Source organism: Marinobacter daepoensis DSM 16072, from assembly GCF_000421165.1.
Classification (GTDB): Bacteria; Pseudomonadota; Gammaproteobacteria; order Pseudomonadales; family Oleiphilaceae; genus Marinobacter; species Marinobacter daepoensis.
Genome location: NZ_ATWI01000010.1, coordinates 113,995 through 132,826 on the forward strand (window position 1 = coordinate 113,995; position 18,832 = coordinate 132,826).

Here is an 18,832-nt window from a genome sequence, read left to right on the forward strand (position 1 = left end):
GGCTATGGCCGGGGCAGCTCAGACCCAAAGGTCGCTAACCGGTGTGTCCGGGCTGAAATGGTGCAGTATTTGCGCCTGCAACAGCTCGGCCGTGGCGATGGCATCGATCAGGGCGTTGTGGGAGGCATAGTGCGGCAGGCCATAGCGAAGCCGGCTGTCGGCCAGGCGGATGGACACCGGCTTTTTTCCCAGAAGCTGTTGCCAGCGGCTGGGGTTTCGTTTGGGGTGTAACTGGGCTTCGATCTCCATGGTATCGATCACCGGAAAGCTCAGGCGTTCGCTCACCCGGTTTTGCAGGGCCACATTGAGAAACGGGCGTTCTATGTTGCGGTAGTGCACTACCGGTATACGGCCGGTGAGGTGCTCAAACAGTGGGCCGAGCACCTCTTCCAGATCCGGGGCGTTCTCAATTTCACTGTGGGTGATGCCGTGGATGGTGATGGAGGTTTTGTGCAGGGGCAACCGGGGGCGGACTACCTGGTGCCAGCATTGCCCAAGCTGGATGCCGCTGAGTGTGAATGGCACCAGACCGATACTGACAATGGAGTGCTGGGCGGCTTCGAGGCCGGTGGTTTCAAAGTCCAGTGCAAGTAACGGAACGTCCCCTATGGGGGTTTCCGGAGCGGGGCAGCCAGCCTCGTAGAACGCGCGGATTCGCTGGTCTTCTGCCTGTTCGGCGCCTTTCTGGTACGTCTCGGGCCAGTTCTGTTTGCGTTTGCCGACTCTGAGGATGCTAGACATTCCGGGTAGCTCCGCCGGCGTTGTAACGGAAGCGCAGGAATTTCTGGGCGTTGCTGACGATCTGGAAAGCGTCTTTCAGATGACTGCGTTCAAAGGGCGACAGGTCTTCGGGACGGACGTTGTTGTCGGGTTCCCGGCCTTCTTCGATGGCCAGTGCCTGGTGGCGGATACGGACAATGGAGATGAATTCCAGTGCGTCACGCAGGTTGCCGGTGTCGTCATCGAGCATCAGTTTGGTTTTGCCAATGTCCCGGAGCCGCTCAAAGGAGTTCTGGGAGCGGGAACCGCAGGCCAGTGCATGCACCCGGATCAGATCTGAGACGGGCGCCGTGCCGCGGCGTTTGAGATTGAAGGTTTTCTGGTGCTTGCCGTCTTCTTCCAGTACGAACGTCCGGAAGAAGCCCAGCGGCGGGGTTCGGTTCAGGGCGTTTCTGGCCAGGAAGGTGAGAAAGCGCTGGCTGCTGCTGGCTTTGTCCACAATCAGGGTTTTCAGTTGCTCCGCGAAATCGGTTTCACCGTGGATGCCGTCCAGATCGAAGAAAATGTTGCTGTTGAGCAGAGCTTCCGCCTTGGGGTTTTCGATCCAGTCGGTGAAATAGTTTTTCCAGACGCACAAGGGCTGTCGCCATTTGGGGTTGGTGGCCATGATGTCGCCGGTGCAATAGGTGTAGCCACACTCGGCCAGGCCATCGGAGACAAATTTCGCCAGTGCCAGGAAATACTCGTCGTGTTCTTCAGGAATGAAACTGTCGTCCAGAACCAGAGCATTGTCCTGGTCGGTGACCACCAGTTGTTCATCCCGGGCCATGGAGCCCAGCGCCATAAAGCAATAGGGCACCGGTGGCGGCCCCAGTTTTTCTTCACCCAGTTCCAGCAGTCGCTGGCTGAAACTGCGCCCGATTCCGGCGATGGCGCTGCCAATCATGTGGGAGTTGGCATCTTCGTTCACCATGCGCACGAAGCTGTCCCGGACTTCCCGGCTGATTTTCCGGAGACCTTTGATGTCGTTCTGGTGGAAGATGTTGCTGACCAGATACAGGCTGCTCTGGCTTTCGTACTTCACAATGTCGGAGAGCGCGATTACGCCCCGCACTTCATGGCCTTCCATCACGGGCAGATGGTGGACGTTGTTGTGCAGCATGGTGAGCATGGCTTCGAAAATATAGCTGCGGGCACTGATGGTGATCAGGCCTTCCGACATGATCTCGCTGATCGGCGTTTCCGATGGCAGGGCATTGGTGACCGCCCGGGTGCGGAGGTCCCGGTCGGTGATGATGCCCTTGAGGCGGGGTGAGTCGCCGGTTTCATCCATCAGCAGCAACGCCGAGACACCGTTGTCGGTCATAATCCGGGCAGCTTCCTGCAGGCGCACGGTGGTTGGGGCAGACACGGGCGCTCTGGCAATCAGTCGGGTGACTTTCGCCGACATGAGTTCGTTGGATTTGTGCTTTCGGGAGACTGCCGTGCGTAGACGACTGTGGTCCTCGATTTCAACAAAATCGGCGAAATTCTCGTCGTTTTCCCACAACAACTGGAACGTTTCGTAGGGGATCTTGTAGATCAGACAGTCTTCGATGGCCTTGGCCGGGAAGCGGACTTTCTGGTTGCGCAACAGGCCGAACTGGCCAAAAATTTCGCCCTCACCGATACGGTTGTACAGCTCCCCGGAACGCCGGAAAATCTCAACGGCGCCGCTGCGGATGTAGTGCAGCCAGTGGTTTTGCTGGCCAAGTTCCAGCACCTGGGTGCCGGCCCGGTAGTAAACCACTTCGATGCCCGTAACAATCCGGTCGAGCAGCTCTTCTGGCATTTCGTCAAAGGGAGCGTGTTGGACGATGTGGTTGCGGATGTCGAGCAGCTCGGCCTGCATGGGGTCTCCAAGGTTGGTCACTCGTATACTGAAGTCAGTGTCTGAACCGTCAGTGTCGTCGGAGTCTGGCCAAACTATAGCAGTTGTCTGACCCCTTGGTGTACCTTGGCGGCGGAATGGGTTCCGGGGGGAGAGTGTTTTATGGTCAACAAGTTACTGGTGACCGGGGGAATCCGGTCGGGTAAGACCGGGCTGGCCGAAGCGCGGGCGGATCAAGCCAGTGCGGAGGTGGTCTGTGTGGCGACCGCGACGGCAGGGGACGACGAGATGGCCAGTCGCATTCGGCGGCACCAGCAACAGAGACCGGATCATTGGGGGCTGATTGAGGAGCCCCTTCACCTCGGCCGGGTTCTGTCGGACGCTGCCTGCCCCGGCGCAAGGGCGCCGCTGCTGTTGGTGGATTGCATGAGCCTGTGGCTCAGCAATTTATTGTTTGCGGAGCCGGGGCTGTTTCAGCCCGAACGGGCGGCGTTTCTGGAAGCCGTTGAGGCGTACCCCGGGCCTCTGGTGATCGTAACCAATGAGGTGGGGCTGGGCACCATCGGGATGGACCCTCTGACCCGCCGGTTTGCCGATGAGCTGGGCTGGCTGAATCAGGCGCTGGCCCAGCGTTGCGATGAGGTGGTCATGGCCGTAGCGGGTTTGCCGCTGACGCTTAAGGCTGGTGGCTGATCAGGCAGCGGAAGGTCCCGAATTCCGAGTGGTCCACCTGAATCCGGCTCCGGCAGGCATAAGGCACGGCAAATCCGCTGAACGACTTGTCCAGCGGGATGCCCAGCACGTGTGCCAGCACCATGCGAATGACACCACCATGACAGACGATCAGTACCCGTTTGCCGGCGAGTTGTCGCTGCCATCGTTCGTACCCGGAAACGACCCGTTGATAAAAGTCTACCACGGCTTCAGCGCCGGGAGGCTGGCCGCTCACCGGGTCCTGCCAGAACTGGCTGAGCTGTTCTCCGTATCGGGCCTGAACTTGCTCGGAGGTTAGCCCCTCCCACTCGCCAAAGCCAATTTCCCGCAATTCGTCCTCAACATGAATGGGAATCCGGAGCTGCCCGGCCAGCTCACCGGCAAAGTGCCGACACCGGGCCATGGGCGAGGTCACGATGGCATCCCACCGGTCGTTATCGGCAATGGCTCCCCGCATTTGTTGCCAGCCCAGTTCGCTGAGAGGGTCGTCTTTGCTGCCGCGGAACATCTGACCGCCTTCCGGCTCGCCATGGCGTATCAGATCAAGGGTCGTGGTTTTCATATCTGGTCTCCGGATTGGTCGCTGACGCCAGCATCGGTAAAGCTGGCCATCTGATTGTGCAGGGTGCAGGCTGCGCGCAGCAGCGGAACCGCAACGGCCGCGCCGCTGCCCTCACCCAGGCGCATGCCCAGGTCCAGAAGCGGCTCTGCCTGCATGGCATTCAGTACGGCCTGGTGGCCAGGTTCGGCGGAACGGTGGGCGAACAGAAGCCAGTCTCGTATGGCGGGTTGTTGCCGAACGGCAATCAGCGCCGCCACTGACACGATAAATCCGTCGATCAGCACCGGGATGCCCCGAGCGGCACTGCCCATGATGGCTCCCGACAAAGCGGCGATCTCAAACCCGCCCAGCGATGCCAATACAGCCAGTGGGGTCTGGTCTTCACCGTGGCGGGCCAGGGCCTTTTCCACGACCCGGGTTTTACGACGCAGACCCTCGGAGGTAAGCCCGGTGCCGGGCCCCGTCAGATTCTGCGGAGGCAGGCCCAGCAGAGCGCTGGCGATGGCCGCCGCACTGGTGGTGTTGCCAATGCCCATGTCGCCGCCAATAAACAGATGACAGCCTGCCTGGTGGGCTCTCTGGGCTGCGTTATCGCCGCTGGTCAGCGCTGCTTCAATCTGCCCGGCATCCATTGCCGGTGTTTCTGCCAGGTTGGCCGTGCTGGGTGCAATCAACTCTGCGCGCACGCCCGGCAGCTCGGGTACTTCGCCGACGGTGCCCAGGTTGACCACCTCCAGGCTGGTATTGAGCGCTTGTGCCATGACGCTGATGGCGGCCCCTCCGCTGGCAAAGTTGGCAATCATCTGGGCGGTGACTTCTTGTGGAAACGCCGAAATTCCCTCTGAACAGACGCCATGATCGCCGGCAAAAATCACCATGCGAACCGGGTCGATGGTTGGTTTTTCGCTGCCTGTCAGCCCTGCGAGAGTAATGGCCAGTTGCTCCAGCCGGCCCAGAGACCCTGGTGGCTTGGTCAAAACTTGTTGTCTCTCGGTGGCCAGTTGGATGGCTTGAGTGGAAGGGCCTGGAGGGGGCGTAAGCCAGCTGTCGGGCAAGGCCATGATGAGGTTCCTTGTGGGCGGAAAACCGAGGATGGTCTATTCGACTGTTAACGGTGTCAAGTTGTGGTGGGGGTCGGTTAGACTGGCCGGCTCGAGATTCAGGGAGCCCGGATTTGGACACGTTACTGGTTATGGCAGGGATTTGTTGGGCCGCCGTTCTGGTGGACGGACTGCTGGGCGAACCACGGCGCTGGCATCCGCTGGTTGGGTTTGGAGCGTGGGTTTCGGCTATCGAACGTAGGCTTAACCGTGCTCCGCACCATAAACCCGAGAGCCTGATGCGTGGGGCGATGGGCGTGTTGATCGCCATAGGGCCGATCCTTCTGCTGGCTTTTGTCCTCCAGCACTGGCTCAGTGGCTGGGCATGGTTTTTTGCTCAGGTGTTGGGCTTGTGGTTGAGTCTTTCACTCCGGGGCCTGACCGAACATGGCAAGGCCGTGTCCGATGCGCTGAATGCCGGGGACGGTGATGGCGCCAGGTTGGCAGTGGGGAAAATCGTCAGCCGTGATGCGAAGTCATTGTCTGATGAGGGTGTGGCCGCAGCGGCTACAGAATCGGTGCTGGAAAATGGCGCTGATGCGGTATTTTCCAGCCTGTTCTGGTATCTGGTGGGCGGCTTGCCTGGTGTGGTTTTGCATCGGTTGATCAATACGCTGGACGCCATGTGGGGTTACCGGAGTGCCCGTTTTCTTTATTTCGGGCGCACGGCGGCCCGGGCCGACGATGTTCTGAACTGGTTGCCGGCCCGTCTTACTGCTCTGACATACGCGTTGCTCGGACATACTCGTCTGGCCCTGCGCTGCTGGCAAAGGCAGGCCAAAACCTGGGACAGTCCGAATGCCGGGCCGGTGATGGCGGCGGGTGCCGGAGCGCTGGCAGTTCGGCTGGGCGGCCCGGCTCCCTACCCGGCGGGTATCCGGATGCGTCCGGTGCTGGGGTGTGGGTCTGAGGCATCGGGGCAAACCGTTAACCAGGCAATTGCACTGGTTCAGCGCGGGGTGGGCCTCTGGTTGCTGGGTGTCGGGGTATTTGTACTGGTGTTGCGCTATGGCTGGGTGGGAGCGGCAGTATGACGCGTTTTGACTTTTCCGCCACCCCAGAGCATGGGGGGCAGCTGCAGGCTGCGGTTCGGCGCTGGAACATTCCGAGGGCGCATTGGCTGGATTTATCCACAGGCATTAATCCGGTTCCCTGGCCGGTGCCTGATATCCCGCCGGAGGTGTGGCACCGGCTACCAGAACAGGATGATGGGCTTGAAGAGATCATTCGTGCCTGGGCGGGCGCTCCTGACAGCGCTTGCTGTCTACCGGTGGCGGGCAGTCAGGCTGCCATTATGGCCTTGCCCGCCGTGCGTGCCCGATTGCATGGTCGCGGGCGAGTGGCGGTGCCGGTGCCAGGCTATCGGGAACACGGGCACGCATGGAGCCGCGCTGGTTTTGAGGTTATTGGCATTCCGCAGGACGTGCTGGAGCAGGAGGACCTGTCCTGGCTGGATTCGGTTGATGTGGTGGTCTGGATACAGCCCAACAACCCGACTGGCCAGATACTTGCCCCGGCACTGTTGCGGGCGTGGCATCAGCGCTTGCAGGCCCGGGCTGGGTGGCTGATTGTGGATGAGGCCTTTATTGAAGGAGCTCCGGGTTTTGGTCTGGAGCCTTGGGCTGGTGGACGCGGATTGATTTTGTTGCGTTCACTTGGCAAGTTTTTTGGGCTTGCCGGCATACGGGCCGGAGCGGTTTTGGCGGAGGCCGGACTGGCTAATCAGTTAGCTTGTGAACTTGGAGCCTGGTCAGTCAGTGGCCCGACACGCTACTTGATGGGCAAAGCGTTGGCTGATACAGGCTGGCAGGTGGACGCGCGTGCCAGACTGCAGACCGAACGGTTGAGAATGGAAGGTTTGCTAAAATGCGCAGGTCTACCCTCGGCGGGGGGAACGCTTCTCTTCCAAACGGTTTTGCATGAGCGAGCGGTTGACATTGAGGTGGGTCTGGCCCGACGTGGAATCCTGGTTCGGAGTTTTGATCACCCCTCGGCGTTGCGTTTTGGGTTGCCTCCAGATGAACTGGGTTGGCAAAGGTTATCGGCAGCATTGTCTGAGTTACAAAGGCTTAACATATCTCATTGACCACCCCTACCCCGGTTGTTAGTCTTGCCCGCGATTTCAGGTGCTCCTGACATGACATTGTGGCTGGCGATAGCTGGGTGAATGGCAGGAGTGAAACGGGAAGCCGGTGAGAACCCGGCGCTGCCCCCGCAACGGTAATCAGGTGAATGGCAATCCAATACGCCACTGTACCAAGGGTATGGGAAGGTGATTGCCCCGGAGCTTTGCTCCACCTGTAAGCCCGGAGACCGGCCTGAAAGACGGAACCAGTGGTTCCGGACACCAGACGTTGCGGAGGGCAGCGGCGGTGGGTGAATCCGGCTCATAAGCACCGTTATGCCCTCCACCCCCCGTCCTGCCATCAGTCTTCCTCCGCAGTAAACTATATCGACCGTACGGGTGCGTGCGGTGAACTGTGAGTGAAGCCATGAGTTGTGCCAAAGCCTTACCTGCCTTGATTCTGCTACCGTTGGCGCTGCCTGCACTGGCGGTGGACCAACAGACCGAAAAGCGTCTGGATCCGATTGTTGTCACTGCGACTCTGGGGCCTTTGACTGCGGGGGAAAGCCTGTCCTCCGTTACGGTTATCGATGAAGAACGTATTAGAGAGCAAAGTCCCTCTGAGTTCACAGAGCTGCTGCGTGGACAGCCAGGGATTAACGTGACGGGTAATGGCTCTTTCGGCAAAACCACCAGTGTCTATACCCGAGGTACTGCGAACGATTCCACGTTGTTGTTGGTTGACGGAGTGCGTTTGAGGTCTGCAACGGCAGGAGGGCCGTCCTGGCAGTATTTCCCGGTTGAGCTGGTTGAGCGAGTTGAGATTGTCCGTGGCGCCCGAAGTTCTCTCTATGGTGCCGATGCGGTTGGAGGGGTTGTGCAGGCGTTTACTCTTGATCCGGAGGAAACCCCCACGGGCTGGATTGAGGCAGGTGCCGGAAACTTTAATACCCAGAAAGGGAGCGCCGGTATTGCGGCGAGTGCTGGCAACACCCGGTTTAGCCTGAGTGGACTGCACAAGGAAACTGATGGCACGGCGGTGATTACTGATGGTAAAGACCGGGGCTTCCGGAATACTGCGGGTATTGGGCGGATCGTACATGAGCTGGAATCCGGGGGAGAAGCCAGCCTTGTCGTTGTTCAAAGCGAAGGCAACACCGAGTATGAAGGTGGCGAGATTGATTTTATGATCCGTACCCTTGGTATTGGGCTGGAAACGCCAGTGAGTGAGTATTGGCGGCACTCGCTGCAGTTTTCCGAGTCAAGGGATGAAACGGACAACGTGACGCCAACTTACAGTAGTACCTTCGATACCCGATCCCGGGCCGCACGTTGGGACAATACGTTTACCTGGAATGTCCATGAGTTGGTTGTCGGGGCTGAACTCATGAGCGATGAGGTGGGCGGCACGACCGATTATGAGGAAGACAGTCGCACCAATTCCGCACTATACAGCCAGCTTCGTCTTAGCTTTGGTCCGACCGATCTGCAGTTGAGCCTGCGAGGGGATGACAACGAAGCCTACGGCAAAAACGAGACGGGTGGGATCGCCCTTGGGCATGAACTGGACAGGTCTCACCGTGTTCGTCTCAGTTACGGGACGGCTTTTCGTGCCCCCACGTTTAATGATCTGTATTTCCCCGGTGCAAACCCTGATCTGGAAGCGGAAGAATCGAGCACCGTTGAACTGGGCGCCAGCGGCCATTATCAGAGCTGGTTCTGGGACGCGGCATTGTTCCAGCTAGATGTCGATAACCTGATTGCCTGGAGCCCTACGCCCAGTGGGTTGTGGACCCCGATGAACGTGAATGAAGCCCGTATCCGTGGTGCAGAACTGAGTGCCGGGTTTGATCATGAGGGCTGGCGTGGTGATGCTTCACTGACATTGCTTGATCCTGAAGACCGGGACACGGGCAACCGCCTTCAGAGAAGAAGTGGTAAAACCCTGCGTCTGGATTTGAGTAAGCGCGTCGGCACCTGGGATTTCGGTGGCACCCTGGTGGCTGAAGGCTATCGCTATGATGATCGCGGCAACGATGATCGGCTGCCCGGCTTCGCGACACTGGATCTGCGAGCAGGGTGGCGTTTTGCTCCGGACTGGTCAACGCGTTTGACGGTGGCAAATGTGTTGGATAAAGAGTACAGCACCGCTCGCTACTCCAGTAGTGGAAACCTGGACTACATTGCTGCCGGCCGAACCGCCATGCTGACGGTACGGTACGATATCCGATAACGGTTCCCAGGACAGGCCGGGGAGGCACGCTTGATGAAGTGGATGCATTGGTTTGCAGTGGTGATGGGGGGGCTGTTGGCAGCCCCGGTGTTGGCATCGCCAGTTTGTGCAACGGATGACCTGAATCAGCGTGTTTGCCTGGAGTCTCCTGCCAGGCGCATTGCAGCCTTGTCGCCAGGAGCCACTGAATTGGCCTGGGCGGCTGGTGCCGGGGGGCAGGTTGTGGCAGTGGTGGCTTTCAGTGATTACCCTCCAGCGGCCAGAAACGTTACCTCGGTTGGCAGTCATACCCGCATGGACATGGAGCGTTTGCTGGTCCTGCAGCCGGATCTTGTGATTGGCTGGGTAACCGGAAACCCCACGGAGCAGCTGGCCACTCTCAGGGAAGTAGGGATACCGGTTTTCTCAATCGAACCGAGAAGTTTTGAAGCCGTCTCTCAGACGATTGAAAGGCTCGCTGTGCTTGCCGGCACTGAAACGGAAGGGGTCGCAGAGGCCGAGCGGTTTCGCCAGGGCATAGCTGAATTAAGAGAAACGTATAGGAACGCCGCTCCGGTGTCCGTTTTCTATCAGGTGTGGGACGAGCCTTTGATGACGGTAAACGGCGAACATCTGATTGGTGAGATGGTCGAGCTGTGCGGGGGTGAGAATGTGTTCAGTAACCTTGAGCGGCTGGTTCCGAGAATCAGTGCTGAGGCGGTTGTTGCGGCTGACCCCGAAGCGATTCTGGCTGGAGGGATGGGTGAAGAAAACCGGCACTGGCTGACCCGCTGGAGGAAATTTCCAAGCCTGACTGCGGTGGCTCGCAACAATCTGTTCTTTATCCCACCGTCTCTTGTGCAACGACCAACGCCCAGAATGCTGGAAGGAACACGCTTGTTCTGTGAAAAACTGGAGCTTGCCCGCAGCCGAAGGTCGGGCGAGGTCCGGTTGTGATCAGGCCATTGGCGCTGCCGTTGGCCACTCTGGTATTTGCCAGCGTCTGTGCAACGGTAGTGTCAATAGGAGTTGGCAGCGTCTCGATGACACCGCAAGAGGTGATGGCGGTTTTTCTTGGGCAGGGTGGCGCTTTGCAGGAGACCCTGGTGCTGGAACTTCGATTGCCTCGAACCTTGTCGGCGTTTGCTACAGGAGGACTCCTGGCGGTTGCCGGAGCGCTGATGCAGGTGCTGTTGCGTAACCCTCTCGCTGATCCTTATGTGTTGGGGTTGTCTGGTGGGGCGGCTGTCGGTGCATTGCTGGCGATGTTGGCCGGGCTCGGAGGCGCTGTTATTTCAGGTTCTGCTTTTGCCGGGGCCATGCTGGCCACGTTTCTGGTCTTCGGGCTTGCCCATGGGACTGGGAGTTGGACGCCCTCGCGTTTGCTGCTCACGGGGGTCGTGGTTGCTGCGGGTTGGGGAGCGGTCATTACGCTGATGTTGGCAATCAGCCCGGCCCGGGAGCTTCCCGGCATGCTGTATTGGCTGATGGGTGATGTGTCATATGCCCGAACCCCCTGGCCTGGGGTGGGCCTGCTGCTGGTTGTCTGTTTTCTGGTGATCCCCTTAGGGCGTAGCCTGAATGTGTTGGCTCGAGGGCCGCTGCAGGCGGCTGCTTTGGGTATATCTGTACGACCACTGGAGTGGATGATTTATATTTTGGCCAGCCTGTTAACCGCGACTGCTGTCACCATGGCGGGCAGCATTGGTTTCGTGGGTTTGGTTGTGCCACATATGCTGCGGTTGATCTTGGGTAATGATCAGCGCCTGATTCTGCCTGCCTGTGCGTTGGCTGGTGGAACACTCCTGGTACTGGCCGATACTTTGGCTCGGGTTGTCATTGCGCCGGAGCAGTTGCCAGTCGGTGTTATTACGGCCCTGCTGGGCGTTCCCACCTTTCTGTATCTGTTGTACCGGAGTCGCTGATGGTAAGTATACCGCGTCCTGCTATGCAGACTCTGAATACGTGTCAGTTGGTGATGGATATTCCTGGTCGCCCGAATGGCTATCCTTTGGATCTGACGATCAGGGCGGGCCAGGTATGGGGGGTGCTTGGTCCAAACGGGGCAGGAAAAACGACTCTGGTACACACGCTGGCTGGCCTCAGAGCGCCGCGCTCCGGCAGTCTGTGTTTTGACGACCGGTCGGCCTTCGGGCTCAAAAGGCGGGCATTTTCCCAGCAGTTAGGGTTGGTGTTTCAGGACCGGCAGGATGGCTTTCCGGCAACGGTTCTGGAAACAGCCCTGATTGGCCGCCATCCTTGGTTGTCGCCATGGCAAATGGAGGGGGCATCAGATGTGGCTTTGGCGGAAAACGCATTGGAAGCTCTGGATGTTCTCCACCTGAAAAAACGGTTGGTTCACACTCTCTCTGGCGGTGAGCGCCAGCGGGTGGCGATTGCCACGCTGATGACCCAGTCACCACACACGTGGCTTCTGGATGAGCCCACGAATCATCTGGATTTGCACCATCAGGTTGCGGTGATGAGTTTGCTGACGGCCCAGGCAAAAGCCGGCAGTGCGATTTTCATGTGCCTGCATGACCTGAACCTGGCAGCACGATGGTGTGATCATATTCTGCTCCTCTACCCTGGTGGTGAAGCTTGCTGGGGGCCGGCAAATAGGATGCTGGTGCCCGAGGCTCTGGAGCGTTTGTATAACCAGACATTGGTCACGGTTGAGGTTGATGGAGCTCCTTTTTTTGTCCCGAAACGAACTTGAGCTGAGCAAGACCGTGGTTGTGTTGATGTGATGTTTGAAGGTGGCTTTTTTGGGGTTGAGAGAGAACTCGGCGATAAGCGGCCTGAGACTCGGACTCCGCCACCCGTAGAGAAACCCATGGAGTAACTGGAATGATGGAATACAAGGTCCCGGCAGCCCTGATAACTGCGCCTGGTTCCGGCCATGGGAAATCCATGGTCACCGCTGCTCTGGCCCGCTTGCACCGAAACGCTGGCCTGAATGTCAGGGTATTCAAACATGGTCCGGATTATCTTGATCCCATGGTGTTGGAAGTGGCTTCTGGTAATCCGGTTTATCAGTTGCATCCTTGGATGACGGGGGAAGATGAATGCCGCTGGCGCCTGGCTGAAGCGGCCCAGACGGCTGACGTGATTCTGGTGGAAGGCTCGATGGGGCTGTTTGACGGTAACCCCAGCAGTGGAGATCTCGCCAAACTCGTTGGTATTCCAGCTTTACCCGTTATTGATGCCAAGGGCATGGCGCAGACATTTGGAGCGATTGCACTGGGATTGGCCAGTTTTGATCCTGAATTGCCAGTTTACCAAGTGATTGCCAACAAGACGGGAAGCGCCTACCACGGTGACTTGCTCCGCGTGAGCCTGCCCGAGGGAGTCCGATTTTTGGGCGCCATTCCTCGTAATGACGCCATGAATATTCCGGACCGGCACCTTGGGCTGATTCAGGCTGCAGAAATGAACGATCTTGGTGAAAAATTAGATCAGGCAGCCGCCGTGTTGGCATCTGCCGGGCTGGATGTGTTGCCCCAGCCCGTATCTTTTCACTTTGCCCCACCCAAGGCTCCGGAGCAGCACCTGCTGGGCCGGCGTATCGCGGTTGCCCGGGATGCCGCCTTTGGCTTTATATACCGGGCGAACCTGGACCTGCTATCCGCAATGGGGGCAGAACTCCGGTATTTCTCCCCCCTTCAGGATGTGGAAATGCCGGAAGCAGATGCTCTCTGGCTACCAGGTGGTTACCCGGAGTTGCATGCGCAGAGACTGTCTGAAAACCGGTCTATGTTGGCGTCGATCCGGGCATTCCATGGTGCAGGCAAGCCGATTCTTGCCGAGTGCGGTGGGCTGATGGCCTGTGCCGAAGTGCTGACTGACCCGGACGGGAAAGAGCATTCATTGCTGGGCCTGCTACCGGGCCGGGCCACCATGGCCAAGCGTTTGACGGCGCTGGGGCTGCAAAGTCTGGAAACGAACCTTGGCAGTTTACGAGGCCATACCTATCACCATTCTACCCTTGAGACACCTTGGCAACCGGTTGCTAAGGCGAGGAAACAGGCTGGCTCTGAAGGTGAGGCGGTGTATTGCGCCCGTAAGCTGGTGGCTAGCTATTTTCACGCTTATTTTCCGTCGGCTCCTGCTTTTGTTGCCGCGATTTTTAGGGGAGAGACCGTTGGTTTTTCCTGATTAATCCGAATTTAACGAATCCGAGGAGAGTCATCATGCGCGATCGCGCCAAAGACCCAGAACGCCATGCCAGACGGATGGCCGCGAAACAGAAAATCATGCAGGACCGCATTGCCCGCGCCCAGAAGGAACAGGGTGTTCTGCTGGTGCTGACCGGGCCCGGAAAAGGCAAGAGCAGTTCTGGGTTTGGCATGGTGGCCCGGGCTCTGGGCCATGGCATGAAGGTGGGGATCGTCCAGTTTATCAAAGGTGCGTTTAGCACGGGCGAGGAAGCCTTCTTCCGGAGCCTGCCGAATGTGACCTATCACGTGATGGGACAAGGGTATACCTGGGATACTCAGAACCGCGAACAGGATGTGAAGAGCGCGACCGAAGCGTGGGAGGTGGCCGCCGCCATGCTGAAGGATGACCGTTACGACCTGATTTTGCTGGATGAGCTCAATATTGCCCTGAAATACGACTACATCGATCTGGACCGTGTCCTGGATGATCTGCAGGCCCGCCCGGAGATGCAACATGTCGTGGTGACAGGCCGCGGAGCGCCTCAGGAGCTGATTGATCTGGCCGATACGGTCACCGAGATGGGCGTGGTGAAACACGCTTTCAAAGATCAGGGCATCAAAGCCCAGAAGGGGGTGGAATTGTAAATGCCCACCCTGATGGTGCAGGGCACCACCTCTGATGCCGGCAAAACCACGGTGGTGGCGGCTCTGTGCCGATGGCTGGCCCGGCAGGGTGTCTCGGTGGCCCCTTTCAAACCCCAGAACATGGCGCTGAACAGCGCGGTGACGGTTGATGGTGGTGAGATCGGGCGCTCCACAGCCCTGCAGGCTCTGGCCTGCGGGCTGGCCCCTCACAGCGATATGAATCCGGTCCTGCTGAAGCCTCAGAGTGATTGTGGCGCCCAGGTGATTCTGCGGGGCCAGGTTTACGGCAACATGGATGCGCTGGACTACCATGCCTACAAGGCCGAAGCCATGCATTCAGTGATGGCGGGTTGGCAAGCGCTGTCGGCCCGTTATGACGTGATCATTGCAGAGGGGGCGGGCAGCCCGGCGGAAATTAACCTGCGAGCCAATGATATCGCCAATATGGGATTTGCCGAGGCGGCGGACTGCCCGGTGCTGCTGGTGGGGGATATCGACAAGGGCGGTGTTTTTGCCCAATTGGTCGGGACGCTGGCGTTGATTTCGGACAGCGAGCGGTCGCGGACGGCCGGTTTCATCGTGAACCGGTTTCGGGGTGATCTCACACTGTTGGAGCCTGGTCTGGAGTGGTTATCGGTGCACACCGGTAAGCCCGTGTATGGCGTTCTGCCTTATCTGCATGGGCTGGTTGTGGATTCTGAGGACAGTGTTGGCACGTCGGGGTCCAGTGATGCCGGTGCCCTCAACGTTGTGGTGCCGGTGTTGCCGAGGATCAGCAATCACAATGATTTTGACCCGCTTCGTCTTCATCCGGGGGTGAATCTGATCTTCGTTGGCCCGGACGAAGCGATTCCGCCAGCCGACCTGATCATTCTGCCGGGCAGCAAAAGTACGCGACAGGATCTTCGGTGGCTGAAGCAGCAGGGGTGGCCGGAGGCGATAAGCCGGCACCTGCGTTATGGCGGCAAGTTGCTGGGTATCTGTGGTGGCTTTCAGATGTTGGGACAAAGGGTAGACGATCCCCTGGGGCTTGAAGGGGGCGTCGGCTGCACCGGGGGGTTGGGGTTATTGGACATGGCAACACGTATGGTGCCTGGCAAGCAACTCCGGACCGTGAGTGGCACCTTGTCGCCCCGGATCGCTGAAAGCATGCCGGTTATGCAAGGGTATGAAATGCATAACGGAGTCAGCGAGGGCGCTGCGCTGGCCCGGCCGTTTGCCACGCTGGGCGAGCGTTCGGATGGCGCTGTCAGTGCCGATGGCCAGATTGCCGGCACCTACGTGCATGGCCTGTTCGATGAACCTGCCGCCTGCGATGCCATCCTGCGCTGGGCTGGCCTTGAGGGGCAGGAAAAACGCGCCGTAGATTATCAGAGTCACCGGCAGCATCAGCTTGACCGGCTGGCTGATCAGGTGGAGCAGTGCCTGGATACCGACCGGTTAAGGAGGCTGTTACAGCTATGAGTAATCACAATGACCCATTCACCGCCGCCCAGCGCGAGGGCTTGTACCGAGCCATCTTCGAGCGACGGGACGTCCGCTCCCAGTTCCTGCCGGAGCCGATTCCGGACGATGTGCTGGGCCGCATTCTCAAGGCCGCTCACCATGCGCCATCGGTAGGGTTTATGCAGCCGTGGGATTTCATCGTGATCGACAGTCTGGCAGTCCGTAAGCGGGTCCTGGCAAGCTTCAACGAAGAGAATGAGAAAGCCGCTGACCAGTATACCGGGCGTCGTAAAGACACCTACCGAAGCCTGAAACTGCAAGGGATCCTGGAAAGCCCGATGAACCTTTGCATCACCTGCGACCGGACCCGCGGAGGCCCTCACGTGCTGGGGCGCAATTCGATTGTCGAGATGGACCTGTTCAGTACTTGTCTGGCGGTTCAGAACCTGTGGCTGGCGGCCCGGGCGGAGGGCATCGGCGTCGGTTGGGTGAGCATCCTTGACCAGCAGGTGCTTTCGGACATTCTGCAACTGCCTGAACACGTCTATCCCCTCGCCTACCTGTGTCTGGGCTACGTCAGCGAGTTTCTGGGACAGCCGGAATTACAGACCCGCGGCTGGCGCTCCCGCCTGCCACTGGAAGAGCTGGTGCATGGGAATGGCTGGGGCGGAAGCCTTGAACAGGAGACTCTGCTGGCGCAGCTGAAACAGCGCTGAGGGGGCTCAGGCGCCGATGGGAGGGAGCTCCCTGACCAGCGTCCGCAATTCTCTGGTAATCACCATCAGCTCTTTTAACAGCTGTGGGTTGACGTCCATATGGCCTTCATATTCTGCAAGGTTCCGGGCTGCATGGCACTTGTCCAGCACCCGCCATTTTGCGTTGGGCAGGCCGAGAGTGTGTTGAAGGCATTGGAAGACAATGTAGCGGCTTTCAGACCGGTAGCCATGCCACCTCAGTGCTGCCAGTGAAAGAGCGTGGGCGGCGCCGTAGGCCAGGGAAAACTGGCTGTCCTCGGATAAACCCTCGATGCCGGCATCCCGGAGTTTGGTGTCGGCAGCGCGCAGCATGCCCTCAAACTCCCGGGCATCGGGCGGCTCCGGTTTGAGCCGTCGGATTTTGACCAGATTGTCGAGAGCTTCCATGCGGAGGGCCTGAATCAGTGGTTGAAACGGAGTTCGATACGGGGCTGTTCCAGTACCCGGGTGACAAAGCTCTGGTTGTCTTTGATACGCTGCTCGAACTCAGAGGGAGAGTATAGCGTGGGGTTGATGGTTCTTTGAAGCTGTTGTTCGGCGGGTGCGAGCCTGGTCATCACGTCGCTGTAGCTCAGGTCGTGGCCGATCAGCATCAGATCAATATCACTGCCGGCGTGGGCATCCCCTTTGGCGATGGAACCGTAGATAAAGGCTTGTTCCAGTGTGTCTGCCATCGGGAGCAGCGCGTTCTGGATTACATCAGAAATCCCAAAAGTTTTCTGGACCAGTTGTCTGAGCTCCTGAAAAACGGGGTTTTCCGGGTTGGCCTGATAGTGTTTCTGGTTGCCATGCCAGGCCATGACCACCAGGCCAGCATCGGTCAGCTTGGCCAGTTCCCGAACCACCGTGCCCCGACCGATGTTTGCCAGCCGCACCAGCTCGTTCAGGTAATAACTCTGCTCTGGGTGGCCGTAGATAAGGGATAGCAGGCGTTGCTGGGTTTTGGTGAAGAGTGCATCACCGATAGAGGTTCCGGGCATAGTGAATGCGGGCCTTTTTAGGTCTCAATATGGGTACTTTAGTACCCAATGTAGGTATTTTCAATCCCAATGTGGGTCTTTAGAGTCCCATATTGGGGCTTCAGGAGGGCGATAATGAGCTTTAACACCTTTTACCAGCAGGCCCTCGCTCGCAAGGGTGGAGAGAAGGTTCTGGCGTCTATGCTTCCGACGGTGCCAGACAGGCATCGCCTGACAGAGATGGGAGATGATCGTTATCTGTCCGAAATCACCCGCTGCATTTTCAAAGCGGGGTTTGTCTGGCGGGTGATCGAGAATAAATGGCCGGAGTTTGAAGCCGCGTTTGAAGGTTTTGTCCCCGCCTACTGGCAGCAGGTTCCGCCAGAGGTGCTCGAGCAGCTTGCCACTGATGAGCGGATTGTCCGCAATATGCAGAAAATCCGGACGGTGCCGGAGAACGCCCGAATGATCATGGATGTGGTGAAAGACCATGGCAGCTTTGGTCAGTTCCTGGCGCAGTGGCCGTCTGAGGATCAGGTTGGGTTGTTGCTATACCTGAAACGGAATGGTGCGCGCTTGGGGGGAAACTCCGCCCAGTATTTTCTGCGGCGGGTAGGCTGGGATGGCTTTATTCTCTCCCATGATGTGGTGACAGCCTTGTCCAGAGCTGGACTTCTGGATGCCTCTCCGGCTAGCAAAAAAGGCCTGACCCAGGCCCAGGAGGCGTTTAATCGCTGGCATCAGGAAACCGGCATGCCCATTGCCCACCTGTCCCGGATTGTCTCGTTTACGGTGGATAACTGAAGGGAAACTCAGGTCTGGGCTACAGAAACAGCAGGAGCACCAGTTCACTGAACACCACCGAGGCACCCAGTGCGTCTCCGGTGTAGCCACCTAGCTGGCGGTGCAGATAGCGTCCCCACAGGAGAGCCACCAGCACCACCGCGGTAAAGGCGGCTGGCACCAGCAGTATTTGCCAGGCCGTCAGTGTTGCCGTCAGTAGCAGCACGAAGCCGGTGGCAGCCAGCAAGCGAGTGAGGGAGAACCCGTCAGCCACGGGTTTGGATTTGCTCTTGTCCGGGTCCGTTACGTATGGCAGCGAGGCCATCAGCAGCAATGGCGTCAGTCGGGAAACCGCCGGCGCCACCAGCAGCGCCAGCCAGACAAACCGGGCGTCGGCCAGGAGTGCAACTTTCAGCATCAACGCCATGACCAGCGCGACGGTGCCGTAGGTTCCGATGCGGCTGTCTTTCATGATCTCCAATCGTTTTTCGACAGAGTACCCCCCGCCAAGAGCATCCACACTGTCGGCCAGACCGTCCTCATGGAACGCGCCAGTAACAAAGAGGTGCAGGATGGTAACCAGAACAAGGGCCACGATGGGGCTGGCAATCCATAATGCCGCAGAGTAAGTGGCCGCATAGAGGGCGCCCAGCATCAGCCCCACGAGGGGAAAGTAGACGCTGCTCTGATTCATCAGGCGTTGGGAATAATCGATCCGGGCGAGCATCGGGATGCGGGTAAGGAAACCGATGGCCAGCCAGAAGGCCTGCCATTCCTGGGTAATGCTTGAGCGGGGTGACACGGGCGCCTCCGTCACGGAATAAAGGCGCCCATTGTACGC

At 58.8% G+C, this 18,832-nt stretch carries 19 protein-coding genes and 1 riboswitch; of the genes, 12 read left to right on the forward strand and 7 right to left on the reverse strand.

Annotation, left to right across the window (positions count from 1 at the left end; all coding sequences use genetic code 11):
* Nucleotides 1–18: 18 nt before the first annotated feature.
* Nucleotides 19–741 carry a 3'-5' exonuclease gene (locus K325_RS0110375; RefSeq protein ID WP_029654198.1) on the reverse strand — a complete coding sequence of 241 codons (723 nt, stop codon included), beginning with the start codon at nt 739–741 and terminating at the stop codon, nt 19–21.
* Nucleotides 734–2,611, reverse strand: a complete 1,878-nt coding sequence (locus K325_RS0110380) for a putative nucleotidyltransferase substrate binding domain-containing protein (RefSeq protein WP_029654199.1) — start codon at nt 2,609–2,611, stop codon at nt 734–736. Before K325_RS0110380 ends, K325_RS0110375 begins: the two co-directional genes overlap by 8 nt.
* A 141-nt stretch (nt 2,612–2,752) precedes the next feature.
* Here K325_RS0110380 and cobU point away from each other — a divergent pair, with 141 nt between their 5' ends.
* Complete coding sequence (gene cobU, locus K325_RS0110385; RefSeq protein ID WP_029654200.1) at nt 2,753–3,283, forward strand: bifunctional adenosylcobinamide kinase/adenosylcobinamide-phosphate guanylyltransferase; 531 nt, start codon at nt 2,753–2,755, stop codon at nt 3,281–3,283.
* On the opposite strand, the gene K325_RS0110390 is transcribed toward cobU, so the two are convergent.
* A complete protein-coding gene (locus tag K325_RS0110390; RefSeq protein WP_029654201.1) occupies nt 3,267–3,866 on the reverse strand; it encodes a histidine phosphatase family protein in 600 nt (199 codons plus the stop codon). The genes cobU and K325_RS0110390 overlap by 17 nt on opposite strands.
* Nucleotides 3,863–4,927, reverse strand: a complete 1,065-nt coding sequence (gene cobT / locus K325_RS0110395) for a nicotinate-nucleotide--dimethylbenzimidazole phosphoribosyltransferase (RefSeq protein ID WP_029654202.1) — start codon at nt 4,925–4,927, stop codon at nt 3,863–3,865. The genes K325_RS0110390 and cobT overlap by 4 nt, the downstream gene beginning before the upstream one ends.
* 125 nt (nt 4,928–5,052) lie before the next feature.
* Between cobT and cbiB the strand changes: the two genes are divergently transcribed.
* The 10 genes from cbiB (at nt 5,053) to bluB (ending at nt 16,210) form a co-directional block, all read left to right on the forward strand.
* Nucleotides 5,053–6,000 carry an adenosylcobinamide-phosphate synthase CbiB gene (cbiB, locus tag K325_RS0110400; protein WP_228128443.1) on the forward strand — a complete coding sequence of 316 codons (948 nt, stop codon included), beginning with the start codon at nt 5,053–5,055 and terminating at the stop codon, nt 5,998–6,000.
* Nucleotides 5,997–7,052, forward strand: coding sequence for a threonine-phosphate decarboxylase CobD (gene cobD / locus K325_RS0110405; RefSeq protein WP_029654204.1), 1,056 nt, complete (start codon nt 5,997–5,999; stop codon nt 7,050–7,052). Before cbiB ends, cobD begins: the two co-directional genes overlap by 4 nt.
* A 47-nt stretch (nt 7,053–7,099) precedes the next feature.
* Nucleotides 7,100–7,302: riboswitch (cobalamin riboswitch) on the forward strand.
* A 156-nt stretch (nt 7,303–7,458) separates the two neighbouring features.
* Entirely contained in the window at nt 7,459–9,264 is a 1,806-nt protein-coding gene (locus K325_RS0110410) for a TonB-dependent receptor domain-containing protein (RefSeq protein ID WP_029654205.1), read from the forward strand.
* Nucleotides 9,265–9,297: 33 nt separating this feature from the next.
* Complete coding sequence (locus tag K325_RS0110415; protein ID WP_029654206.1) at nt 9,298–10,200, forward strand: cobalamin-binding protein; 903 nt, start codon at nt 9,298–9,300, stop codon at nt 10,198–10,200.
* Nucleotides 10,197–11,168 carry an iron chelate uptake ABC transporter family permease subunit gene (locus K325_RS0110420; protein WP_029654207.1) on the forward strand — a complete coding sequence of 324 codons (972 nt, stop codon included), beginning with the start codon at nt 10,197–10,199 and terminating at the stop codon, nt 11,166–11,168. Before K325_RS0110415 ends, K325_RS0110420 begins: the two co-directional genes overlap by 4 nt.
* A gap of 23 nt (nt 11,169–11,191) precedes the next feature.
* On the forward strand, nt 11,192–11,962 hold the full coding sequence (locus K325_RS0110425) for an ABC transporter ATP-binding protein (protein ID WP_029654208.1): 771 nt from the start codon (nt 11,192–11,194) through the stop codon (nt 11,960–11,962).
* A 131-nt stretch (nt 11,963–12,093) separates the two neighbouring features.
* Nucleotides 12,094–13,401 carry a cobyrinic acid a,c-diamide synthase CobB gene (locus K325_RS0110430; RefSeq protein WP_029654209.1) on the forward strand — a complete coding sequence of 436 codons (1,308 nt, stop codon included), beginning with the start codon at nt 12,094–12,096 and terminating at the stop codon, nt 13,399–13,401.
* A 35-nt stretch (nt 13,402–13,436) separates the two neighbouring features.
* Nucleotides 13,437–14,048 carry a cob(I)yrinic acid a,c-diamide adenosyltransferase gene (gene cobO / locus K325_RS0110435; RefSeq protein WP_029654210.1) on the forward strand — a complete coding sequence of 204 codons (612 nt, stop codon included), beginning with the start codon at nt 13,437–13,439 and terminating at the stop codon, nt 14,046–14,048.
* Nucleotides 14,049–15,512, forward strand: a complete 1,464-nt coding sequence (locus K325_RS0110440; RefSeq protein WP_029654211.1) for a cobyric acid synthase — start codon at nt 14,049–14,051, stop codon at nt 15,510–15,512.
* The gene (gene bluB, locus K325_RS0110445) at nt 15,509–16,210 is read left to right on the forward strand and encodes a 5,6-dimethylbenzimidazole synthase (RefSeq protein ID WP_029654212.1); all 702 of its coding nucleotides are present in this window, start codon (nt 15,509–15,511) and stop codon (nt 16,208–16,210) included. Before K325_RS0110440 ends, bluB begins: the two co-directional genes overlap by 4 nt.
* Nucleotides 16,211–16,216: 6 nt before the next feature.
* Here bluB and K325_RS0110450 read toward each other — a convergent pair whose 3' ends face one another.
* The gene (locus tag K325_RS0110450; RefSeq protein WP_029654213.1) at nt 16,217–16,636 is read right to left on the reverse strand and encodes a hypothetical protein; all 420 of its coding nucleotides are present in this window, start codon (nt 16,634–16,636) and stop codon (nt 16,217–16,219) included.
* A 14-nt stretch (nt 16,637–16,650) separates the two neighbouring features.
* Complete coding sequence (locus K325_RS0110455) at nt 16,651–17,229, reverse strand: nucleotidyltransferase domain-containing protein (protein ID WP_029654214.1); 579 nt, start codon at nt 17,227–17,229, stop codon at nt 16,651–16,653.
* Between the two features lie 114 nt (nt 17,230–17,343).
* Here K325_RS0110455 and K325_RS0110460 point away from each other — a divergent pair, with 114 nt between their 5' ends.
* The gene (locus K325_RS0110460) at nt 17,344–18,012 is read left to right on the forward strand and encodes a DNA-3-methyladenine glycosylase I (protein WP_029654215.1); all 669 of its coding nucleotides are present in this window, start codon (nt 17,344–17,346) and stop codon (nt 18,010–18,012) included.
* A 19-nt stretch (nt 18,013–18,031) separates the two neighbouring features.
* On the opposite strand, the gene cobS is transcribed toward K325_RS0110460, so the two are convergent.
* A complete protein-coding gene (gene cobS, locus K325_RS0110465; RefSeq protein WP_029654216.1) occupies nt 18,032–18,793 on the reverse strand; it encodes an adenosylcobinamide-GDP ribazoletransferase in 762 nt (253 codons plus the stop codon).
* Nucleotides 18,794–18,832 lie beyond the last annotated feature (39 nt).